Source organism: Nocardioides sp. NPDC057767 (assembly GCF_042798275.1).
Taxonomy (GTDB): domain Bacteria; phylum Actinomycetota; class Actinomycetes; order Propionibacteriales; family Nocardioidaceae; genus Nocardioides.
Window position 1 is genome coordinate 47,003 of sequence record NZ_JBHVKJ010000027.1, and the last position, 20,350, is coordinate 67,352.

Below are 20,350 nucleotides of genomic sequence, written 5' to 3' on the forward strand. Positions count from 1 at the left end.
ACGCGGTAATGTGTCAACATGGTTTTCACCCATGACACCGAGGTAGGCCTCCAGGCGGCCGCGGCGCTGGCGAACACCCTCGCCCTCTCCCCTGGCTCGGTCGACGAGCTGGCGACCGTGGCGGCACTCGACGAGTTCTTCGTGACGTACGACTACACGGGTCGGCACGACCGTGACCGCGCCGAGCTCGACGAGGTCCGTGCCCTGCGCACCCGACTGCGCGACCTGCTCACCGCCGAGCGCGACGAGGCCGTGCGGCTGACCAACGCGCTGCTCGCCGAGCACCGGGCCACGCCCCAGCTCGTCCGCCACACGACGTACGACTGGCACATCCACGCCACCGAGCCCGACGCCCCGCTGGCGACGCGGATCGCCGTCGAGACCGCGATGGCGATGGTCGACGTGATCCGCGCCGACGAGCTGTCCCGGCTCTCGATCTGCGCCGACGACGGCTGTGCGGGGGTGGTCGTCGACCTCTCCCGCAACCGCTCCAAGCGCTACTGCTCGCCGACCTGCACCAACCGCAACGCGGTGGCGGCTTATCGAGAGCGTCAGGCGGCGAGCACGAAGTAGCGCAGCGCGACGTAGACCCAGGCGACGGCCAGCGTCACGATCGTGACCACGATGCCGTATCTGGTGAACCTCCAGAAGCTGATCGGGTGGCCGGCCCTGGCGGCGAGGCCGAGCACGACCACGTTGGCACCGGCGGCGACGGCGGTCGTGTTGCCGCCGAGGTCCGCGCCGAAGACGAGGGCCCACCACAGCGGGCTGTCGGCGCCCGAGGACGGCGTCGCGGCGACCATCTCCTCCACGATCGGCACCATCGCCGCGGTGTAGGGAATGTTGTCGACGAACCCGCCGACGACGGCCGAGCCGATCATCAGCCCGGTGACACCGGCGAGCTCGTTGTCGCCCATCAGGTCGGCGGCGAAGGTGCCCAGGGAGCCGATCACGCCGACCTCCACCAGGCCGCCGACGAGTACGAACAGGGCCATGAAGAAGGCCAGGGTCGACCACTCGACCTCCTCCAGGAACGCCTCGGTCCTGGTCCGGGAGACGACCACCATCGCGCCGGCACCGAGCATGGCGACGAGCGAGGGGTCGAGGTGGAGCTCGGTGTGCAGCCCGAAGGCGAGCATCACCAGGGCCAGGACCGCCAGGCAGCGGTAGAGGAGCCCACGGTCGGGGATCGCCGAGGCGGGCGGCTCGATCAGGCCGTCGAGGTCGACGTGGCCGCGCAGATCGTGCCTGAAGAGGACCCGGACCAGCCCGATGAGGACCACCAGCAGGATCAGGCACAGCGGCAGCGAGTGGATCAGGAAGTCGTCGAAGGTCAGGTCGGCCCGGCTGGCCACGATGATGTTGGGCGGGTCGGCGATCAGGGTCGAGGTGCCGCCTACGTTCGCGGCCAGGATGAGCGAGATCAGGTAGGGCATCGGCCGCAGCCCCAGCCGCTCGCAGACCGACAGCGTCACCGGCGTGACGAGCAGCACCGTGGTCACGTTGTCGAGGATCGGCGAGAGCGCGGCGGTGACCAGGATCAGCAGCGTCGCCAGGCGTGCCGGGCGGCCGCCGGAGTGCTTGACCGCCCAGAGCGCGAGGAACTCGAACAGACCCGTCTGCTTGAGGACGCCGACGATCACCATCATCCCGAAGAGCAGGAAGATGACGTCCCAGTCGACCCCCGTCTCATGGCTGTAGAAGGCCGACTCGGCACTGATGATCCCGAGCGCGACCATCGCGGCGACGCCACCCAGGGCGGCGGCGACGCGGTGGACGCGCTCGGTGGCGATGAGGCCGTAGGTGACGATGAAGACGGCCACCGCTGCGTACACGATCATGCGTTGAGCTCCATGCCGTCGACTCTCCGCGAACGCACGCCGGATCCGAATGGGTGCTGCCACCCATAAGGCCAGGCCAGAGGACCTGTCAGGGTTGGGGCATGAGTCACTTGCCCCTCTACTGGCGGGTCTGCCTGACCAACTGGGCGGTCTTCTGCGTCGGCACCCTGGTCCTGGCGCTGTCGCCGGCCCGGGTATCCGAGCGGGTCCTGGCCTCCGAGGCGGTCGTGCTGGCGGTCGGGCTGGTCGTGATGGCGACCCTCAACGCGCTCCTCCTGCTGCGCAGCCTGGCCCCGATCGACCGGGTGATCCGCACCATGGACTCGGTCGACCACCTCTCTCCCGACCAGCGCCTGACCACCCACGGCAGGGGCGCCGGAGCCCGGCTGGTGGCCAGCTACAACGCGATGCTCGAACGGCTGGAGACGGAGCGGAGCACCAGCAACGCCAAGGCGCTGGCCGCCCAGGAGGCCGAGCGGCACCGGATCGCCCAGGAGCTCCACGACGAGGTCGGCCAGTCGCTGACGGTCGTGCTCCTGGGGCTCAAGGGTCTGGAGCGGCAGGTGCCGGAGGCGGTGCGCCCCGATCTCGCCGCTGTGCGCGAGTCCGCGCGCACAGGTATCGACGACGTACGCCGCGTGGCGCGGCAGCTTCGGCCGGGCGTGCTCGAGGACCTCGGTCTGCACGCCGCCCTGGCCTCGCTGACCACCGACGTCGGCGCGCTCGGCCGAACGACCGTACGCCGCACCGTCGGCCGAGGACTGCCCGAGCTGCCCCAGGACCGCGAGCTGGTGATCTACCGGGTCGCCCAGGAGGCGCTCACCAACGTCGTCCGCCACGCCCACGCCGCCACCGCCGAGCTCTCCCTGTGCAAGGTCGGCGACAAGATCGTCCTCACCGTCTCCGACGACGGCCGCGGCAGCGCCGACCTCGTCGCCGGCGCCGGGATCAGCGGAATGCGCGAGCGGGCGCTGCTCGTGGGTGCCGACCTCCGGGTGTCCAGCGACCCCGGCCGCGGCACCACCGTCGTCCTGGAGGTGCCGCTGTGACCCCCACGCCTGCGAAGATCCGGATCCTGCTGGCCGACGACCACACCCTGGTCCGTCGCGGCGTACGCCTCATCCTCGACGCCGAGCCCGACCTCGAGGTGGTCGCCGAGGCGGCCGACGGCGCCGAGGCCGTCGCCGCGCTGCGTGACGTCGAGGTCGACCTGGTGATCCTCGACGTCGCCATGCCGCGGATGACCGGGCTGCAGGCCGCTCGCAGCATCGTCCGGATGCGTACGCCGCCGAAGATGCTGATGCTCTCGATGCACGACAACGAGCAGTACTTCTTCGAGGCACTCAAGGTCGGCGCCAGCGGCTACGTCCTCAAGTCGGTCGCCGACGAGGACCTGGTCAAGGCCTGCCGCACCGCGATGAGCGGCCAGGCCTTCGTCTACCCCGGTGCGATGAGCGCACTGGTCCGCGACTACCTAGACCGCCTCAACCGGGGCGAGAGTCTGCCGCGTACCGTCCTGACCGAGCGCGAGGACGAGGTGCTCAAGCTCATCGCCGAAGGACACTCGACCCGCGAGATCGCCCGCGCGCTGACGATCTCCTACAAGACCGTCGAGCGGCACCGCGAGAACATCCTCGCGAAGCTCGGCCTGCGCGATCGCACCCAGGTGACCAGATACGCGATCAGGGCGGGTCTCATCGAGCCCTGAGCCTCCCCACCCGCCCACGGACGACGAGGGCAGCCGCCAGGAGCAGCAGCGTGGCGCTCCCCGCCACGACACCGACGGCGAGGTCGGGCAGCCACGTGACGGCGAAGCCGAGCGACGCTCCCAGCAGGCTCGGCAGCAGAGCCAGGGCGACCGCGGCGGTCGCCGCAGCCAGGGCGAACACCCACCTGAGCTTCGACGAGCTCGGGCGGCGGACGGCGACCATCATGAGCATCAGACCCGCCGGTACCACCGCGGCCAGGACCCAGGGCGCCGAGGACAGCAACGGGTCGCCGCCCTTGACCGCCACCGAACCACCACGCGCGAGCTCGTCGATGTCCGCGGCGGCAGCGGCAAGGCTCGGCGCGCGCTTCTCCGCGTAGGAGTTGGCCAGGACGACGACGGCCCTGCCCTCGCCGGGGATCAGGGAGACATGCGCGAAGTAGCCGGGGGTGGCGCCGGTGTGGTGGACGCGACGGCGGTCACCGCCATCGATGCTCCAGCCGTAGCCGTAACCCCTCCCCGGCCCCGTGACCTCCTGCATGCTCCACGCCTCGCTGGCGAGGTCGCGCGGCAGCACCTCACCCGCGAGCTGCGCGCGGGCGTACGTGACCAGATCGTCGAGCGTCGAGACGACGTACCCGTAGGGAGCACCGGACTCGTCGAAGCCGGGATCGTAGGCCCGTGTCCACGCCCACCAGTGGCGATGGCCTGCGGCGAGCGTCGAGGCGCCGTCCGCGTCGGCGGCCGTGTCGGTCATCCCGAGGGGCTCGAAGAGTTCCTCCTGCGCGACCGCCGCGAACGAGCCGCCCGTGACCTCCTCGACCAGAGCGCCGAGGACCAGGTAGTCGGCGCTGCTGTAGGCGTACTCCCCCGGCGTGCCGCGGTGCTCGAGGTCCCCGGCCGCCCGGCGCAGCGCACCAGGCTCGTTGTCGAACCGCTCCGAGACGGCGAGCCCGTCACCGGCGGTGTAGCCGGCCGTATGGGTGAGCAGCTGGCGTACGGTCATCGTCGGTGCGTCCAGCCAGGTCAGATAGCGGTTCACCGGGTCGTCGAGCCGGATCCGGCCGTCCTCGACCAGGCCGAGAACGAGCGCACTGGTGAAGGTCTTGGCCACCGAGCCCACCAGGAACGGAGTCGTGGGCGAAACCGGCTCCCCGACCCCGTCCTCGCCCGAGAGGTAGGTCCGCACCTCGTCACCCTCGACGACCGCGACCGCCGCACCTGGCACTCGGTTGGCTTCACGCCACCCCTCGACGTACGCCTCGACAGCGGCGTCCGGCTCCGCCGACGTCTTCACCGCCTCCGCAGACACCGGCGAGGCGAGCACGATCGCAACCGCAGCGCCGGCGACAACATTTGTCAGAAGTCGAGAGATGTCCATGCCGCCGACAATAACCGTACGGCCATATTGTTATCATCTGATTTATGCCCAGAACCGCGGACCACGAGGGCCGACGTGCCCAGATCACCACAGGCGTGCGCGAGCTCGCTCTCTCCTCCGGGCTCGGCTCCGTGACCGTCGCCGGAACCGCGAAGGCCGCGGGCGTCTCCGTCGGCTTGGTGCAGCATTACTACGACTCCAAGGAGTCTCTGCTCGCGGACACCCTGAGCCGCCTGTTGAACGACATCGAGGGTCGCGTCGATGCCGCCATCGCCCGGGCCGAACGCGACCACGCCCGCATCGAGCACATGCTGGGCGCGGGGCTTCTGGAGCTGCTTCCCCTGAGCACCGCCCGCCGGAAGGAGACCTATCTCCGGCACGCCTTCGCCGGCCTCGCGCTCGACAACCCGACTCTCGCAGAGCACCAGCGGGCCTTCGACCGGCGATTTCGCGACCGGATCACCCAGGGGGTGAGGAACGGGATGGAGTGTGGGGAGGTCACCCCCGACACCGACAGCCTCCTCGAGGGCGAGGCTGCGTTCGCCCTGACCCAGGGGCTCGCCGCGCGCCTGCTCCTCGATCAGGAAGATGGTGCCCGGAGCCGCGCGAGGACCGCCATCGCCGCCCGGATGGCGACCGTGTTCGTCGGCCCGTGCACCAGGGAGTCCCGGTAGCTCAGGCGCCGAACTCCCGAGCGCGCAGCCGCGCCAGGTGGGCGTGCACCAGCGGGAGCACCGACGCGCCCTCGCCGCTCGCAGAGGCGACCCGCTTCACGGACCCGGCGCGCTGTCGCCACGATGCTCGGTACGCGGTGCAGCAACTCGATCGAGGTGCCCTCGTCGAGCACGTGCTCGGCGGCGACCAGCACGATGGCGGGCCTGTCGCGGTCCATGCCGCTCAGCGTAGACGCCGCGGCGACTCAGTCACCGAGGAACTGGCGCAGGGCGGCGAGGAAGGTATCCGGCTTCTCGGAGTGGACCCAGTGACCGGCGCCCTTGATCGTCACCTTGCGGTAGCGCGGGAACCATTCCTTCATCGCCGGTGCGTACTCGTCGGTGACGTAGTTCGACAGCTCGCCGGCCAGCCACAGCACGGGCCCGTCGTACGGCTCGTAGGCCTTCAGTTCCTCGGCCGGCCAGGCGCCGATGCGGTCGAGGTCGCGGCCGAGGACGTCCAGGTTCATCGCCCAGCGCCAGCCGTTCCCCTCACGACGCAGGTTCTGGAGCAAGAAGCCACGGATGGTCGGGTCCGGGACGGCCTCCAACATCCCGGCGTCCGCCTCCTCGCGCCGGGTGATGCGGCTCAGGTCGAGCGCCTGCATCGCGTCGACGTACGTCTTGAAGCCGCCGACCCGCTCGTAGACCACCGGGGACATGTCGGCCACGACCAGCTTCGCGACCAGCTCGGGGCGAGTGATCGCGAGCAGCATCGCCACCTTGCCGCCCATCGAGTGGCCGACCACCGTCGCGGGGTCGTCGGCCGAGAGCAGCTCGGCGACGGCCGCGGTCACCTCGAGGTAGTCGAAGGTCTCGGGATGCGGCGAGCGGCCGTGGTGGGGCAGGTCGACGAGCGTGACCCGATGTCTGTCGGCCAGCTGCTTCCCGAGCGTGTTCCAGTTGCGGCCCTGGCCGAAGAGTCCGTGCAGGAAGACGACGCGGCTGCCGGTCTCGCCGAGCTCGAGCGTGTGCAGGTCAGTCACAAGCGAGGATCGTACGTGCGCTGCCGACTCGCTCAGAAGTCGAAGCCGTCGAACATGTCGCCGAGGCCCTCACCGAAGCCGCCGATCGCCTCGCCCATGCCCTCGCCGATCTCACCGATCGCCTCGAAGCCACCGAACGCGCCGAACATCATGCCCGCGAACATCCAGTCCATCGGCCCGAATGAGCCGAAGTAGCCACGTGCGTAGGGCTGGTAGGCCGGTCCGCCCTGCCAGTAAGGCACTCGCTCGTTGCCCACCATCACCTTGCGGGTGTCCGGTTCGGCACCCGCCCTGATCCGCTCGAGGTCGAGCGCACAGGCGGGTACGTCACGGGGCACGCCACCTGGGGGCGCCCACTCCACGTCCTCGACCGAGAGCCCGTGGCGGGGGTCGAAGAAGCACGGCGGGCGGCGCTTGGGCAGCGGCTCCCCGGCGACCCGCGCCTCGACGCACGCGATCGCGTAACGGCCGTCCTCGACGATCGTCGTGATCTGCTTGACGTCGTCGGGCGAGGTCATCTTGTCGACGGTGCGCTTGGCCGTCTCGTACTCGTCCAGCGCTCGCTGGTAGTCGGCGTTGGCGCCCTCGTCGAGCTCCTTGCCGGTCATGTCGAGGTCGAGCTTCTGGAGCTCCTCACCGAAGGCGGTGACGTCCTCGAAGGCGAGCTGCTTGACCGGTTCGAGCTCGGCGCGCTGCTTTTCCAGCGCTCGCGCCTGCGAGCGCCTGCTGGTCACGACCACGGTCCCGATCACCGCGACGACGATGAGAAGTGCGATCAGAAGTCCCACGTCATTCAGCGTACTGCCGGGGTGGTGGGGGCGCGGTTCGTCTAGGTATGCAGGCGAACCAGCGCATCCCAAGCGGAGTTCCACTTGGGATGCGGCGGTCCGGCTGCATACCTAGACGAACTGACGCCGCTGGCGGCTCAGCTGTAGTCGCGGAACCCCTTGCCGGTCTTACGCCCGAGGTAGCCCGCGGTGACCAGGTGCTCGAGCAGCGGCGCGGGCGCGAAGCCCGGCTCGCGGAACTCCAGGTAGAGCTCACGCTCGATGGCGAGCGAGACGTCGTTGCCGACCACGTCGAGCAGCTCGAAAGGCCCCATCGGGAGGGCACAGCCGAGCTTCATCGCGGTGTCGATGTCGTCGGCGGTCGCGTAGTGGCCCTCGAGCATCTTGACCGCGTCGTTGAGGTAGGGGAACAGCAGCGCGTTGACGATGAAGCCGGCGCGGTCGCCGCACGAGACCGGCGACTTGCCGACCTGCGCGCAGAGGGCGCGGACGGTCTCGGAGACCTCCTCAGAAGTGGTCACCGTCGAGACGACCTCGACCAGCTTCATCACCGGTGCGGGGTTGAAGAAGTGCATCCCGACGACGTCGGCGGGACGCTTCGTCACCTTGGCCAGCTCGATGACCGGCAGGCTCGAGGTCGTCGTGGCCAGGATCGCGCCGGGCTTGCAGATGTCGTCGAGGTTCTCGAAGAGCGTGGTCTTGATGGCCAGGTCCTCGGCGATCGCCTCCACGACGATGTCCACGTCGGCCAGGTCGTCCAGCGAGGTGGTGCCGGTCAGCCGGCCGAGGATCTCCGGCTTCGCCGACTCCTCCAGCTTGCCCCGCCCGATCGCCTTGTCGAGGCTCTTGGTGATCCGCGCCGCGACTCCGTCGACCTTGTCCTGGCTGCGTCCGACGTACGTCACGTCGTAGCCGCCCTTGGCGAACACCTCGACGATCCCGGAGGCCATCGTCCCGGTGCCGACGACGCCCACCTTCGTGATCGTACGGCGCAGCTCGTGGGTGGCGTCGGCGCTCGGGGTGAGCGCGTCCGGCACCACGACGGGCGAGTCGGCGGCCTCGTAGGTGTAGAAGCCGCGGCCCGACTTCCGCCCGAGCATCCCGGCGGTGACCATCTGCTTGAGGATCGGTGCGGGGGCGTGCAGGCGGTCGCGACCCTGGCGGTACATCGTGTCGAGGATCTCGTAGGAGGTGTCCAGGCCGATCAGGTCCAGCAGCGCCAGCGGCCCCATCGGGTAGCCGCAGCCGAGCCGCATCGCGGTGTCGATGTCCTCGCGGGTGGCGTAGTGGCCCTCGAACATCGAGACCGCGTGGTTGAGGTAGCCGAAGAGCAGCGCGTTGGCGATGAACCCGGCCCGGTCGCCGCAGACCACCGGCGACTTGCCGAGCTTGCCGACGACCTCTCGGGCGTCGTCGAGCACGTCGGGCTCGGTCACCACGGTGCGTACGATCTCGACGAACTTCTGCACCGGTGCGGGGTTGAAGAAGTGCACGCCGACGACCCGCCCGGGGTGCTTGGAGGCGGTCGAGATCTCGGTCACCGACAGCGACGAGGTGTTGGTCGCCAGGATCGTCTCCGGAGCCACGATCTCGTCGAGGGTGGCGAGGATCGACTTCTTCAGCTCCAGCGACTCCACGACCGCCTCGACGACCATGTCGACGTCCTTGAGCGCCGTCGCGTCGGTGGCGAAGGAGATCCGGCCGAGCAGCGCCTGCTGCTCCTCCTCGCTGAGCTTGCCGCGCTTGACCGCACGACCCGTCGAGTGCGCCAGGTGTGCCTTGCCGCGCTCGAGACCCTCCTCGTCGCGCTCCACGCCGACGACGGTGAACCCGTTGCGGGCGAACACCTCCGCGATCCCCGCACCCATGGTGCCCAGGCCGACGACTCCGACTGTCTCGATCGTGCGCTCGCTCATGCCGAGCATCCTGCCACGGTGTGATGCCAAGCACGCCAGGACGCCGCTAGATTCGGGACCCGTGACCGAACAGACCCGTGCCACCGAGCCCACCGAGCCCACCGAGACCGAACGCATCGACGCCGAGCGGATCATCCCAGCCTCCCCCACCGACATCTTCGCCGTACTGGTCGACCCCGACGGCCACGTCGCCATCGACGCCTCCGGCATGCTCCAGTCGGCGGAGGGATCCGCCGTGGCCGCGATCGGCGACCGGTTCGTCGTCCACATGGACCGCGAGGCCCTCGGCGACTACCCCATGGGCAGGTACGACGTCACCGTGATCATCACCGGCTTCGAGCCCGACCGGTCGATCGAGTGGACCATCGACGGCACCATCAAGCCGCCGATCGGCCACCGCTTCGGCTACCAGCTCGAGCAGCTCGACACCGGCGACACCCGCGTCACCTCGTACTGCGACTGGTCCACCGCCCTCCCCGAGTGGAAGCCGATCTTCCCGGTCATCGACCAGAAGTCGATCCGAGCCACGCTTGGGATCCTGGAGCGAGCCGTACGCCGCGGCTACCCCCGCCCCTGACCGCCGAGGCGTCGCCCCCGCAGGCCGAGGCGTCACACGCGCGAATCGAGCCGGCACCGGAGTGCCGACTCGATTCGCGTAGGTGACGCCTCGGCCGACGTAGGTGACGCCTCGGCCGGGGGGGGATCAGTAGGTGTGGAAGCCCTCACCGGTCTTGCGGCCGAGCTTGCCCTCCTGGACCTTCTGGACCAGGAGAGGGGCGGGGTCGAAGCCGGGCTCGCCGAACTCGCTGCGGAGCTCGGACTGGATCGCCAGGGAGACGTCGTTGCCGACGACGTCGAGGAGCTCGAAGGGGCCCATCGGGAACTTGGCGGACTCCTTGATCGCGGCGTCGATCTCGTCCATGGCGACACCGGACTCGTGCAGCTTGACGGCGTCGTTCAGGTAGGGGAACAGCAGGGCGTTGACGATGAAGCCGGAGCGGTCACCGCAGGAGACCGGCACCTTCTTGACCGCGGCGGACAGCGCGCGCACGGTCTCGTCGACCTCGGCCGAGGTGAGGTCGGTCGTGACCACCTCGACGAGCTTCATCACCGGCGCGGGGTTGAAGAAGTGCATCCCGATGACGTCGCCGGGGCGTGCAGTGACCTTGGCGAGCTCGGTGATCGGCATCGAGCTGGTGGTCGTGGCCAGGATGGCGCCGGGCTTGGCGATCCGGTCGAGGTCCTTGAAGAGCTCGGTCTTCACCTCGAGGTCCTCGGCGATGCCCTCGACGATCAGGTCCGCCTCGGCGAGGTCCTCGCGCGAGGTGCTCCCGGTGAGGCGGCCGAGCACGGCGGCCTTGGTCGCCTCGTCCGAGCGGCCCTTGGCGATGGCCTTGTCGAGCGACTTGGTGATCCCGGCGACCACTCCGTCGAGCTTCTCCTGCGAGCGGCCGACGAAGACGACCTCGTAGCCGGCCTGGGCGAAGACCTGGACGATGCCGGAGGCCATCGTGCCGGTGCCGACCACGCCGATCTTCTCGATCGTGCGGCGCAGCTGCGGGGCGCGTACGTGGTCCCCGGCCACCGCAGCGAACGTCCCGGCCTCGTCGGAGATCTTGGTCAGCAGGTCGGCCGGCTTGTGCAGGTTGTCGCCGGTCTCCTCGAAGCGGGCGAGCAGCGCGTCGCGGACGACAGAAGCGCCGATCTCGTCGACCGTGGCCAGCGGTCCCTGGGGGTAGCCGCAGCCGAAGCACATGGCGTTGTCGATGTCGGTGGCGGTGGCGTAGCCCGACTCGAGCATGCGAATCGCGTGGTTGAGGTAGGGCAGTACGAGCACGTCGTGGATGGAACCCTGGGTCGAAACCGTCATGCGACGGAAGACTGCCAAATTTATTACCCATGAGTAACCCCTGACGGCGTGACGCTGCTCACATGGGCCCATGCGATACGTTCTCCCGGTGAGACTCGTCGTTGCCACCTGCCAGGTCGACTACGCGGGGCGGCTCACCGCCCACCTCCCGATGGCCACCAGGGTGTTGATGCTCAAGGCCGACGGATCGGTGCTGGTCCACTCCGACGGGGGCTCCTACAAGCCCCTCAACTGGATGTCGCCGCCGTGCACCCTCTCGGAGGGCAAGTCCGACGACGGCCGCATCGAGTGGACCGTCACCTCCAAGACCAATGACACCCTGCGCATCCTGATCGAAGAGATCCACCACGAGTCGTCCCACGACCTCGGCGTCGACCCCGGCCTGCAGAAGGACGGCGTCGAGAAGCACCTCCAGGAGCTCCTCGCCGACCACCCGGCGACGCTGGGCGAGGGCCTGACCCTGGTACGCCGCGAGTACCCGACCGCGATCGGCCCGGTCGACCTGATGTGTCGCGACGCCGACGGGAAATCGGTCGCCGTCGAGATCAAGCGACGCGGCGAGATCGACGGAGTCGAGCAGCTGACGCGCTATCTCGAGCTGCTCAACCGCGACCCGCTGCTGGCCCCGGTGCGCGGCATCTTCGCAGCCCAGGCCATCAAACCGCAGGCCCGCGTGCTCGCCGAGGACCGCGGCATCACCTGCGCAATCGTCGACTACGACGCGCTTCGCGGCCTCGATGACCCGACCGAGAGACTCTTCTGACCAACAGTTGGTGCACGGTCAGGCAAGTTCACGTCGGCGAAACACCATTCCATACGTTTCGCATGGAACTGCGTGACAAGATTCGCGCCATGTCCATGAACTACTCGGGGCATGGCGTTGGGGGCCGCCTGTCCGTGAGCGACGTCGAGACGATCATGATCGATCTCCTGACGATGCAGCAGATGCACACGGCGGAGTTCCATGCGATCAAGGGGCGGATGGAGCGCACCGATGCCGCGATCGACAGCGTCAACGCGCGTCTGGACAGCGTCGAGCGGCGGCTGGACGACCTGTTGATCTCGATGAGTCAGCTGCTCAACTGGATCAACCCCCGCTGATCGATCGAGTCGGCCCGTCCTGACCCGGAACCGCGTCGAGTCGGCCCGTCATGACGAGCCGACTCGGCGGGGTTTTCGGTCAGAACGAGCCGACTCGGCAGGTCAGGAGTTGACGGTGATGGGCTCGCCACCGGAGACGAGGCGCCAGTCGACCGAGGCGAAGGCGGCCGGGTCGATGACCTGGTTGGCGGTGACCCAGTCGATGAGCAGCTGACGGATCTCGACCTGCTGGTTGTAGACCACGGTGGCGTCGGTGACGTGCGGGAAGCCGCCGCCGCCGGACTGGCGGTAGTTGTTGACCGCGAGCACGAACTCCTGCGCATCGGTGACCGCAACGCCTCCATAGGAGAGGCCGGTGATCCGCGAGCCCACCGGGACGGAGATGTCGATGTCGTAGGTCAGCGGCGCGTCCAGGCCGGCGATCGTGTCGAAGTTGTAGTCGGGCGTGCCGTTGGGCGCGGTGCCGGTCGGGGCGTTGGTCACCTGGTCGATCGGGAACGGACCGGTGCCGCTGACCTGCTTGAAGTAGCGGGCGGAGAACTCGAGGTAGTCCTTGAGCTGGGCGCCGGTGATGCGCACCGCCATCAGGGTGTTGTCGTAGATGTAGAGACCGGCGACGTCGCGTACGGTCACCTCACCCGCAGGGAAGGCCGCAGCACGGCTGAACGGGGCCGCGATCGAGATGACCGGCAGCTCAGCGTCGGAGCCGGTGAGCGCCGCCTTGACCGCGTCGGCCTGGACGAAGTTGATGAAGTCGATGATCGGTACGTCCTCGACGACCGCCCGCGCGGCCAGCATCTCCACCGCCGAGGTGCCGACGACGGAGTTGACGTAGTCGACGACCACGTCGTGCTGCTCCTGGACGGCGGCCGAGACCTCCGGGTCGGGGTCGACGGTGTTGGAGTTGAGCGTCTGCGAGGTCGCCGACTCCAGGACCCATCGGGGCCGGCCTCGGCGCTTCTCGCGGCGTACGACCAGGTCCATCACGGAGACGCGCATGCCCCAGTAGAGCGGCTCGGTCAGCAGCACCTGCTTGCCGGTCTCGGTGTTGGTGACGTAGCGCTGGGTGATCTCCCGGTGGGCGTGGCCGACGAGGATCGCGTCGACGTCCGGCACCTGCTCGGCGACCAGGGTGGAGGCGTTCTCCGGGGGCAGCTCGTCACCGTAGGAGCTGGAGGTGTCGGCGCCGGAGTGAGCGCTGATGATGACCAGGTCGCAGCCGGCCTTCTTGAGCTCGGGCACGAAGATCTTGGCCTGCTCGACCAGCCCCGGGAACTCCATCCGACCCTCGACGTTGGCCTTGTCCCAGATCGCGATGCCGGGGTTGGTCAGACCGAGCACACCCACCCGGAGGCGGCGGCCACGGCCGAGGTCGTAGTCCTTGATGACGTAGGGCGGGAAGACCGGCAGCTTGGTCGACGGGTCGACCGCGTTGGCGCCGAGCATCGGGAAGTCCACCTGCTCCTCGAACTTCCGGATGGTGTCGATGCCGTAGTTGAACTCGTGGTTGCCCAGCGCCGCGGCGTCGTAGCCGACCAGGTTCATCGCCCGCGCCATCGGGTGGATCGCGCCCTCGGTGATCGGGTCGATCCGGGCGTAGTAGTAGGCCAGCGGGGTGCCCTGGATGGTGTCGCCGGCGTCGATCGTGAGGATCGGCTCACCGCGACGCTCCTGGCGCACGGCATCGATCAGCGTCTTGACCTTGGCGACGCCGATCTCGTTGCCGGCGCTGTTCGAGAACTCGGCGTTCTTGTAGTAGTCCCAGTTGAAGACGTTGCCATGCAGGTCGGTCGTGCCGAGCACGGTCAGCCGGACCGTGTCACCCTTTCCCGCGCTGATCGCACCATGGGCCGGAGTGGCGGTGTAGCCGGCAGCGCTCAGCGCCGCGGCGCCCGTGACAGCAGCACCGGACAGGACAGAGCGGCGGGTGGCGTGAGGCATCGGTAACGTCCTTGCACGAGTAGGTAATCGTCTGCAAGGCAATTCCTACCACCTCGGGCACAACTTGGCGCCGCCTTTCCGCTCAAGCAGCCAGATGCTTCTTCTTGACCGGCTTGCCGTCGAGGGTCACCAGGCGCCGCTTCTTGACCGTCATGCCCTCGGGCAGCGTGCCCTCCTTGAGCATCCGGATCGGGCACCGCTTGCAGCGCGACTTCGATACGCAGCACTCCGTCTTGGGAGGCTTCCTCTTTTTGGCCACCCTCGAAGGGTAACAGCAGAGTTAGGCAAGCCTTACTTCACGAGGGCTGCCACGTCGGTGGCACAGCCCCAGCTCAGGGTCACCCCGGCGCCGCCGTGGCCGTAGCAGTGCACCACCCGTCCCTCGCGCTCCAGCCGGACCGACGGACGGGCCGGGCGGAGGCCGACCAGATGCGCCCTGACCTGGGCGTTCGCGATCTCCGGCACCGCAGCGGTGGCGTCGGCCAGGATCCGCTCGGCCGTACGCGGGTCCGGGCTCTGGCCCCAGGCGTGCGGGACCGACGTACCTCCGACCACGGTGTCCCCGCCGCGCGGGAAGACGTAGGAGGGCGCCTCGCCCTCGGCCTCCAGCCACTCCTCGGTGGCGCCCGGTTCGAGGATGACGATCTGCCCCTGGACCGGATAGAGGCTGGTGTCGCCGACCAGCTCCCGCGCGCCGAGGCCGGTCGCGTTGACCACGACATCGGCGTCCAGGCTCTCCAGGTCGTCGACGGTCCCGGTGGTGATGCTCCCGCCGGCCTCGGTGACCTGCCGCTCGAGCCACGGCAGGTAGACCGGCATCTCGGCGATCGGGGCGGTGAACTCCGCGCGGTTCTCGCCGACGGTCAGGTCGGTGATCGGCGCGGCCCACCACAGGTCGGACCCGGGGTTGTGCTGGGTGCCGTGGACCATGCGTACGCCTGCCTCGGGCTCCTCACGAGCCAGCCGGGCGAGCTCCAGGAAGGTCTCGGCCGCCCAGACCATCACCCGCTCGCGCGGCTCGGCCAGGTAGGGGAACCAGAACCCGCCGGCCACCGCCGAGGTGGTTCCGCTCGTACGCTCCCGGCCGATCATGCTCACCTCGTGACCGGCCTCCAGCAACCGCACCGCGCACGAGAGCCCGATGACTCCGGCTCCGACCACCGTTACCCGCATGCGCGGCAGGCTACTAGCCCTGGTCACTCCGCGAGGCGACGAGCCAGCACCGGGACGACGATGGCGGCGGCCACGACGTGCATGAGCATCAGGACGACCGCACTGGCGGCGTCGAAGCCGAAGGTCACGTCGGGCACGAGCGAGGCGACGGTCAGCACGACGGTGGTGACCACGAACGTACGCCGCGGGCGACGGGCGACGCGGGCCATCACCGCAGCCATCGCGACGCCGATGAGCGAGAAGAATGCGGTCAGCTGGGCGTAGCCGGCGAGCGGGATCGTGCCGCTGGCGGTCTCGAAGCTCACCCCTGCCGCCGAGGCGACGACGGCGAGGACGGTGACGACCGCGCTGGCGGCAACGGTGGCGCCGAGGCCATGGAGCCAGACCGACTTGCGGGCAGCCGAGCCGGCGGCGCGCGCGGCGCGGTTGGAGTAGGTCTGCTGGGCGGTGGTGATCGTGGACATCTCGTTCTCCCGTGAGGTGGCGGGAGGCGCTGTCCGCCTCCCTCTGCCCCTTCCACGAACGGCCGCACGCAGAATCGACACGTCTCCCGAAAGTTTTTTCGGGAGACGTGTCGACGGCGGACTCAGGAGAGGTCGTTGGCCTTACGGATGACCTCGACGATGTCGGCCATGATCTCGGTGAGGCTGAAGTCCTTGGGCGTGTAGACCGCCGCTACCCCCGACGCGAGCAGCGCCTTGGCGTCGGACTCGGGCACGATGCCGCCCACGATGACGGGTACGTCGCCCAGGCCCGCCTCGCGCAGCCCGTCGACCACCGAGGGCACGAGCGACATGTGGGAGCCGGAGAGGATGGAGAGCCCGACCACGTGTACGTCCTCGGCGACCGCTGCGGCGACGATCTGCTCCGGGGTGAGCCGGATGCCCTGGTAGATGACCTCGAAACCGGCGTCACGGGCCCGCACCGCGACCTGCTCGGCGCCGTTGGAGTGACCGTCCAGGCCCGGCTTGCCGACGAGCATGCGCAGCTTGACGCCGAGCTCCTCGCCGGTGGCCTTGACCCGGTCGCGTACGGCCGCCAGCTCGGCGCCCGCCTCCGCGGCACCGACGGCACCGGAGACACCGGTGGGTGCCCGGAACTCGCCGAAGACCTCGCGCAGGGTGCCGGCCCACTCCCCCGTGGTCGCGCCCGCACGGGCAGCGGCCAGGGTGGCCTCCATCAGGTTGGCGTCGGTCTTCGCGGCGGCGGCCAGCGCGGCCAGCGCCTCGGAGACGGCCGACTCGTCACGCTCGGCCTTCCACGCCTCGAGGGAGGCCTTGGCAGCCTCCTCGGCGCGGGGGTCGGCGACCATGATCGCCGCGTCCAGGTCGGCGGTCAGCGGGCTCGGCTCGGTCGTCGTGAACTTGTTGACGCCCACGATGATCTCCTCGCCGGACTCGATCGCGGCGCGACGGCGGGCGTGTGAGGAGACCAGCTCGGACTTCATGTAACCGGTGTCGACCGCGGCGATCGCGCCCCCCATGGCCTGGACCCGGTCGATCTCCTCCTTGGCGCCGGCGACGAGCTCGGCCACCTTGGCCTCCACGACCGGCGAGCCGTCGAAGAGGTCGCCGTACTCCAACAGGTCGGACTCGTAGGCCAGCACCTGCTGCAGGCGCAGCGACCACTGCTGGTCCCACGGACGCGGCAGGCCCAGGGCCTCGTTCCAGGCGGGCAGCTGCACCGCGCGCGCCCGCGCGTTCTTGGACAGCGTCACCGCGAGCATCTCGAGCACGATGCGCTGCACGTTGTTCTCCGGCTGCGCCTCGGTCAGGCCGAGGGAGTTGACCTGGACGCCGTAGCGGAAGCGGCGCATCTTCGGGTCCTCGACGCCGTAGCGCTCACGGGTGATCTCGTCCCACAGCTGGACGAAGGCGCGCATCTTGCACATCTCCTCGACGAACCGCACGCCCGCGTTCACGAAGAACGAGATCCGGCCGACGACCTTGCCGAAGTCCTCCTCGGAGACCTGACCGGAGGCCTTGACCGCGTCGAGCACCGAGATGGCGGTGCACATCGAGTAGGCGATCTCCTGCACCGGCGTCGCGCCGGCCTCCTGCAGGTGGTAGCTGCAGATGTTGATCGGGTTCCACTTCGGGATCTGGTGGACGGTGTAGGCGATCATGTCGCTGATCAGGCGCAGGGAGTGCTCCGGCGGGAAGACGTACGTCCCCCGGGACAGGTACTCCTTGATGATGTCGTTCTGGGTGGTCCCGGCGAGCTTGGCGGCCACCTCGGCCGGGTCCATGTCGGGGTTCTGCTCCTCGGCGGCGACCTGGTACATCGCGAGCAGCCACATGGCGGTCGCGTTGATCGTCATCGAGGTGTTCATCTCGGTGAGGGGGATCTGGTCGAAGAGCTTGCGCATCTCCCCCATGTGCATGATCGGCACGCCCACCTTGCCGACCTCGCCACGGGCGAGGGCGCTGTCGGGGTCGTAGCCGGTCTGCGTGGGCAGGTCGAAGGCGACCGAGAGACCGGTCTGCCCCTTGGCGAGGTTGGTGCGATAGAGCTCGTTGGACGCCTCGGCGGTCGAGTGGCCGGCGTACGTCCGCATCAGCCAGGAGCGATCCTTCGCCGGGCGGCTCTGCTCGGAAGGCGTGGTGTCCGTCATAAGAGGCATGCTAGCCCCTCGGTTACCGATCAGTAACCGGGTCCGGTGTGGAAGATGTCACTCGCCTGCCCACTCTTTACCGACTACGCGATGAGCGGCGAGTTCTCCACCTCGAGTACACGATAGAGCCTGGAGAGGTGGAGCATACGCCGCACCGCGGGCGTGCAGCCCTGCAGTGTGAGACGGCGACCCTCGGCGTGAGCCTGCCGGGTCGCGACAGCGAGCAGCTTCAGCGCCGTCACGTCCGCACTGGACACACCGGAGACATCGAGCACGACATCACCCTCGACCGACTCGAGGTGGTCGTAGATGACACTGCGGGCCATCCAGGTGCTGCGTACGTCGAAGTCGCCGTTCAGCACCAGCGTCGGCCCGTCGATCACGATCTCCATGCCTGCCTCCATCCCCAGAAATGGGCTGCCCTCACCCAGAAGGCTCTACCCACGAGTTGGCGCTCCCTCTCGCCCACTATGACGCGCGGCAGCTGGGATTGGTTGCACCTCAACAGCCCCGTTCGTCACTTCCGTCACTATTTTCTGTCAAACGACCACGCTCGCCGAGAACTGGCCCGTCCGCATAGGCTCAGCGCATGGTCAACCTGACACGCATCTACACCCGCACCGGCGACGCCGGCGAGACCCGGCTCGGCGACATGAGCCTGACCGCGAAGACCGACCTGCGGCTGGAGGCGTACGCGACCACCGACGAGGCCGGGGCGGCGATCGGTGTCGCGCTGGCCCATGGCGGCATCGACGAGGACGTCGTCAAGGTGCTGACGACCATCCAGAACGACCTCTTCGACGTCGGTGCCGACCTCTCGACCCCGGTCGTCCCCGACCCCGAGTATCCGCCGCTGCGCGTCGAGCAGGCCTACATCGACCGGCTCGAGGCCTGGTGCGACGACTACAACGAGCCGCTGGAGAAGCTCCGCTCGTTCATCCTCTCCGGCGGCACCGTCGCCGCGGCCCATCTGCACGTGGCCCGCACGGTCGCGCGCCGTGCCGAGCGGGCCGCCTGGGCTGCGTACGAGGTGCACGGCGAGACCATGAACAAGCTCGCGCTGACCTACCTCAACCGCCTCAGCGACCTGCTCTTCATCCTCGCCCGGCACGCCAACCGCGAGCAGGGCGACGTCCTGTGGGTGCCGGGCGGCGAGCGCTAGCCAGAGCTCACAGCCAGCCGCGACGACCCGCCTCGTAGCCGAGCTGGAGGCGGGTGTCGACCCGTGCACGGTCCATCATCTGGCGCACCCGCCGCTGGACCGTACGCAGCGACAACCCGAGCTGCGCCCCGATGGAGGCGTCGGTCAGACCTGCCAGCAGCAGCGAGAGCACCTTGGTGTCCAGCGGCTCGAGCCGGTCGGCGGCCGTCTCGACCGTACCCTCGGGCGTCGCGACCAGCTTCGGCGCCGAGTTCCAGATCAGGTCGAAGAGGGCGATGATCGCGTCGAGCAGACCGCTGGGGTGCAGCAGCAGCGCGTCCTGGACCGTGTTGTGCTCGCTGTTCATCAATGGGATCAGGGCGATCTCGCGGTCGACGATGAAGGCGCGCAGCGGCACGGTCGGCACCACCCGGAGCTCGATGCCGATCTCGAGCCCGGAGTCGATGGTCTCGTAGATGCCCGGCGTGTCGAAGACGGAGCGCTCCAGCACGATGTCGTGCCTGACGCCGCGCTCGATCGCGGCCCGCTCGGCCTCGTCCGCGTCCTCCCGTGTGACGACCGCGGCCTGCGGCTTCTGCAACGCCTGGATGCACTTCTTCGCCGAGTACTGCAGCTGGGCGAACCGCTGGGCGATCGCCTCGGTGCCGTGCACCACGTCGACGACGTCGGCCACGTCCCGGCGAGCGACGGAGCCGCGGTAGAGACCGGCGAGCTCGGTCATCTCGACCTGTGCGCGTCGCAGCTCGTCCTGCCGCTGGACCAGCAGCGCCCCGAGAGCCACCGCCGGAGGCGAGGCGACGTATCTGTCCTGCCCCGCCGACGCTCGGGCGACCAGCCCCTTGCCCTCCAGCGTGGCCAGCACCGCGGAGACCGCGAAGCTGTCCAGGTCGGCCGCCTCGGCCAGCTCGTCGAGGTTGGCCGACGGCGCGCCGACCAGCTGGCGGTAGACCGTCTCCTCGAGATTGTCGAGACCGAGCGCATCGAGCATCCGAGAACCCTTTCGTAGTGAGGGAAGAACGACGGACATCATGGCAGATATACGACACGTCACATTCCCGCCATGGCGGTTCGACTTGCATTCACCGCCGACTTGGCCGAAAGTATTCATCGCCACCTCGGTCCGGATCCCCCCGCTCGGATCGAGGTGGCTCTACTT

At 69.0% G+C, this 20,350-nt stretch carries 21 protein-coding genes; 8 read left to right on the forward strand and 13 right to left on the reverse strand.

The window, feature by feature from the left end; translation table 11 throughout:
- The first annotated feature begins 18 nt into the window (after positions 1–18).
- Complete coding sequence (locus ACFVDI_RS15435) at positions 19–573, forward strand: CGNR zinc finger domain-containing protein (RefSeq protein WP_378906456.1); 555 nt, start codon at positions 19–21, stop codon at positions 571–573.
- Here the strand turns inward: ACFVDI_RS15435 and ACFVDI_RS15440 are convergent.
- Positions 552–1,841, reverse strand: a complete 1,290-nt coding sequence (locus tag ACFVDI_RS15440; RefSeq protein ID WP_378906458.1) for an SLC13 family permease — start codon at positions 1,839–1,841, stop codon at positions 552–554. The two genes, ACFVDI_RS15435 and ACFVDI_RS15440, sit on opposite strands and share 22 nt — an antisense overlap.
- Positions 1,842–1,942: 101 nt before the next feature.
- Here ACFVDI_RS15440 and ACFVDI_RS15445 point away from each other — a divergent pair, with 101 nt between their 5' ends.
- Both ACFVDI_RS15445 and ACFVDI_RS15450 read left to right on the forward strand, forming a co-directional pair.
- Positions 1,943–2,890 carry a sensor histidine kinase gene (locus tag ACFVDI_RS15445; RefSeq protein WP_378906460.1) on the forward strand — a complete coding sequence of 316 codons (948 nt, stop codon included), beginning with the start codon at positions 1,943–1,945 and terminating at the stop codon, positions 2,888–2,890.
- On the forward strand, positions 2,887–3,549 hold the full coding sequence (locus tag ACFVDI_RS15450; protein WP_378906462.1) for a response regulator: 663 nt from the start codon (positions 2,887–2,889) through the stop codon (positions 3,547–3,549). Before ACFVDI_RS15445 ends, ACFVDI_RS15450 begins: the two co-directional genes overlap by 4 nt.
- Here the strand turns inward: ACFVDI_RS15450 and ACFVDI_RS15455 are convergent.
- Positions 3,536–4,930 (reverse strand): serine hydrolase domain-containing protein, encoded by a 1,395-nt coding sequence (locus ACFVDI_RS15455; protein ID WP_378906464.1) that lies wholly within the window; start codon positions 4,928–4,930, stop codon positions 3,536–3,538. The genes ACFVDI_RS15450 and ACFVDI_RS15455 overlap by 14 nt on opposite strands.
- Before the next feature lie 44 nt (positions 4,931–4,974).
- Between ACFVDI_RS15455 and ACFVDI_RS15460 the strand changes: the two genes are divergently transcribed.
- Positions 4,975–5,604: a TetR/AcrR family transcriptional regulator gene (locus ACFVDI_RS15460; protein ID WP_378906466.1), complete on the forward strand. Its 630-nt coding sequence runs from the start codon at positions 4,975–4,977 to the stop codon at positions 5,602–5,604.
- A 245-nt stretch (positions 5,605–5,849) separates the two neighbouring features.
- Here the strand turns inward: ACFVDI_RS15460 and ACFVDI_RS15465 are convergent, their stop codons facing one another.
- The 3 genes from ACFVDI_RS15465 to ACFVDI_RS15475 all read right to left on the reverse strand — a co-directional run bounded on the left by ACFVDI_RS15465 (position 5,850) and on the right by ACFVDI_RS15475 (position 9,333).
- Entirely contained in the window at positions 5,850–6,629 is a 780-nt protein-coding gene (locus ACFVDI_RS15465; protein ID WP_378906468.1) for an alpha/beta fold hydrolase, read from the reverse strand.
- 32 nt (positions 6,630–6,661) lie between these two features.
- The gene (locus tag ACFVDI_RS15470; protein WP_378906470.1) at positions 6,662–7,417 is read right to left on the reverse strand and encodes a hypothetical protein; all 756 of its coding nucleotides are present in this window, start codon (positions 7,415–7,417) and stop codon (positions 6,662–6,664) included.
- A 137-nt stretch (positions 7,418–7,554) separates the two neighbouring features.
- Complete coding sequence (locus tag ACFVDI_RS15475) at positions 7,555–9,333, reverse strand: 3-hydroxyacyl-CoA dehydrogenase family protein (RefSeq protein WP_378906472.1); 1,779 nt, start codon at positions 9,331–9,333, stop codon at positions 7,555–7,557.
- A gap of 61 nt (positions 9,334–9,394) precedes the next feature.
- Between ACFVDI_RS15475 and ACFVDI_RS15480 the strand changes: the two genes are divergently transcribed.
- Positions 9,395–9,910: a polyketide cyclase gene (locus ACFVDI_RS15480; RefSeq protein WP_378906474.1), complete on the forward strand. Its 516-nt coding sequence runs from the start codon at positions 9,395–9,397 to the stop codon at positions 9,908–9,910.
- A 126-nt stretch (positions 9,911–10,036) separates the two neighbouring features.
- On the opposite strand, the gene ACFVDI_RS15485 is transcribed toward ACFVDI_RS15480, so the two are convergent.
- Positions 10,037–11,203, reverse strand: a complete 1,167-nt coding sequence (locus ACFVDI_RS15485) for a 3-hydroxyacyl-CoA dehydrogenase NAD-binding domain-containing protein (protein ID WP_378906476.1) — start codon at positions 11,201–11,203, stop codon at positions 10,037–10,039.
- Positions 11,204–11,291: 88 nt separating this feature from the next.
- Here ACFVDI_RS15485 and nucS point away from each other — a divergent pair, with 88 nt between their 5' ends.
- Positions 11,292–11,966: an endonuclease NucS gene (gene nucS / locus ACFVDI_RS15490; protein WP_378906478.1), complete on the forward strand. Its 675-nt coding sequence runs from the start codon at positions 11,292–11,294 to the stop codon at positions 11,964–11,966.
- Between the two features lie 62 nt (positions 11,967–12,028).
- A complete protein-coding gene (locus ACFVDI_RS15495) occupies positions 12,029–12,304 on the forward strand; it encodes a hypothetical protein (RefSeq protein ID WP_378906480.1) in 276 nt (91 codons plus the stop codon).
- Between the two features lie 102 nt (positions 12,305–12,406).
- Here the strand turns inward: ACFVDI_RS15495 and ACFVDI_RS15500 are convergent, their stop codons facing one another.
- From ACFVDI_RS15500 to ACFVDI_RS15525, 6 genes are all read right to left on the reverse strand, one after another.
- Positions 12,407–14,245: a bifunctional metallophosphatase/5'-nucleotidase gene (locus ACFVDI_RS15500; protein ID WP_378906482.1), complete on the reverse strand. Its 1,839-nt coding sequence runs from the start codon at positions 14,243–14,245 to the stop codon at positions 12,407–12,409.
- Between the two features lie 82 nt (positions 14,246–14,327).
- A complete protein-coding gene (locus ACFVDI_RS15505) occupies positions 14,328–14,504 on the reverse strand; it encodes a hypothetical protein (protein WP_378906484.1) in 177 nt (58 codons plus the stop codon).
- A 32-nt stretch (positions 14,505–14,536) separates the two neighbouring features.
- The gene (locus tag ACFVDI_RS15510; protein ID WP_378906486.1) at positions 14,537–15,418 is read right to left on the reverse strand and encodes an NAD(P)/FAD-dependent oxidoreductase; all 882 of its coding nucleotides are present in this window, start codon (positions 15,416–15,418) and stop codon (positions 14,537–14,539) included.
- Between the two features lie 23 nt (positions 15,419–15,441).
- A complete protein-coding gene (locus ACFVDI_RS15515; protein ID WP_378906488.1) occupies positions 15,442–15,882 on the reverse strand; it encodes a DUF6069 family protein in 441 nt (146 codons plus the stop codon).
- A gap of 122 nt (positions 15,883–16,004) precedes the next feature.
- Entirely contained in the window at positions 16,005–18,032 is a 2,028-nt protein-coding gene (locus ACFVDI_RS15520; RefSeq protein WP_378906490.1) for a protein meaA, read from the reverse strand.
- An 83-nt stretch (positions 18,033–18,115) separates the two neighbouring features.
- The gene (locus ACFVDI_RS15525; RefSeq protein ID WP_378906492.1) at positions 18,116–18,424 is read right to left on the reverse strand and encodes an STAS domain-containing protein; all 309 of its coding nucleotides are present in this window, start codon (positions 18,422–18,424) and stop codon (positions 18,116–18,118) included.
- 197 nt (positions 18,425–18,621) lie between these two features.
- On the opposite strand from ACFVDI_RS15525, the gene ACFVDI_RS15530 reads away from it, so the two are divergent.
- Positions 18,622–19,194, forward strand: a complete 573-nt coding sequence (locus ACFVDI_RS15530) for a cob(I)yrinic acid a,c-diamide adenosyltransferase (protein WP_378906494.1) — start codon at positions 18,622–18,624, stop codon at positions 19,192–19,194.
- A 7-nt stretch (positions 19,195–19,201) separates the two neighbouring features.
- Here ACFVDI_RS15530 and ACFVDI_RS15535 read toward each other — a convergent pair whose 3' ends face one another.
- Entirely contained in the window at positions 19,202–20,182 is a 981-nt protein-coding gene (locus tag ACFVDI_RS15535) for a helix-turn-helix domain-containing protein (RefSeq protein ID WP_378906496.1), read from the reverse strand.
- Positions 20,183–20,350: the final 168 nt, after the last annotated feature.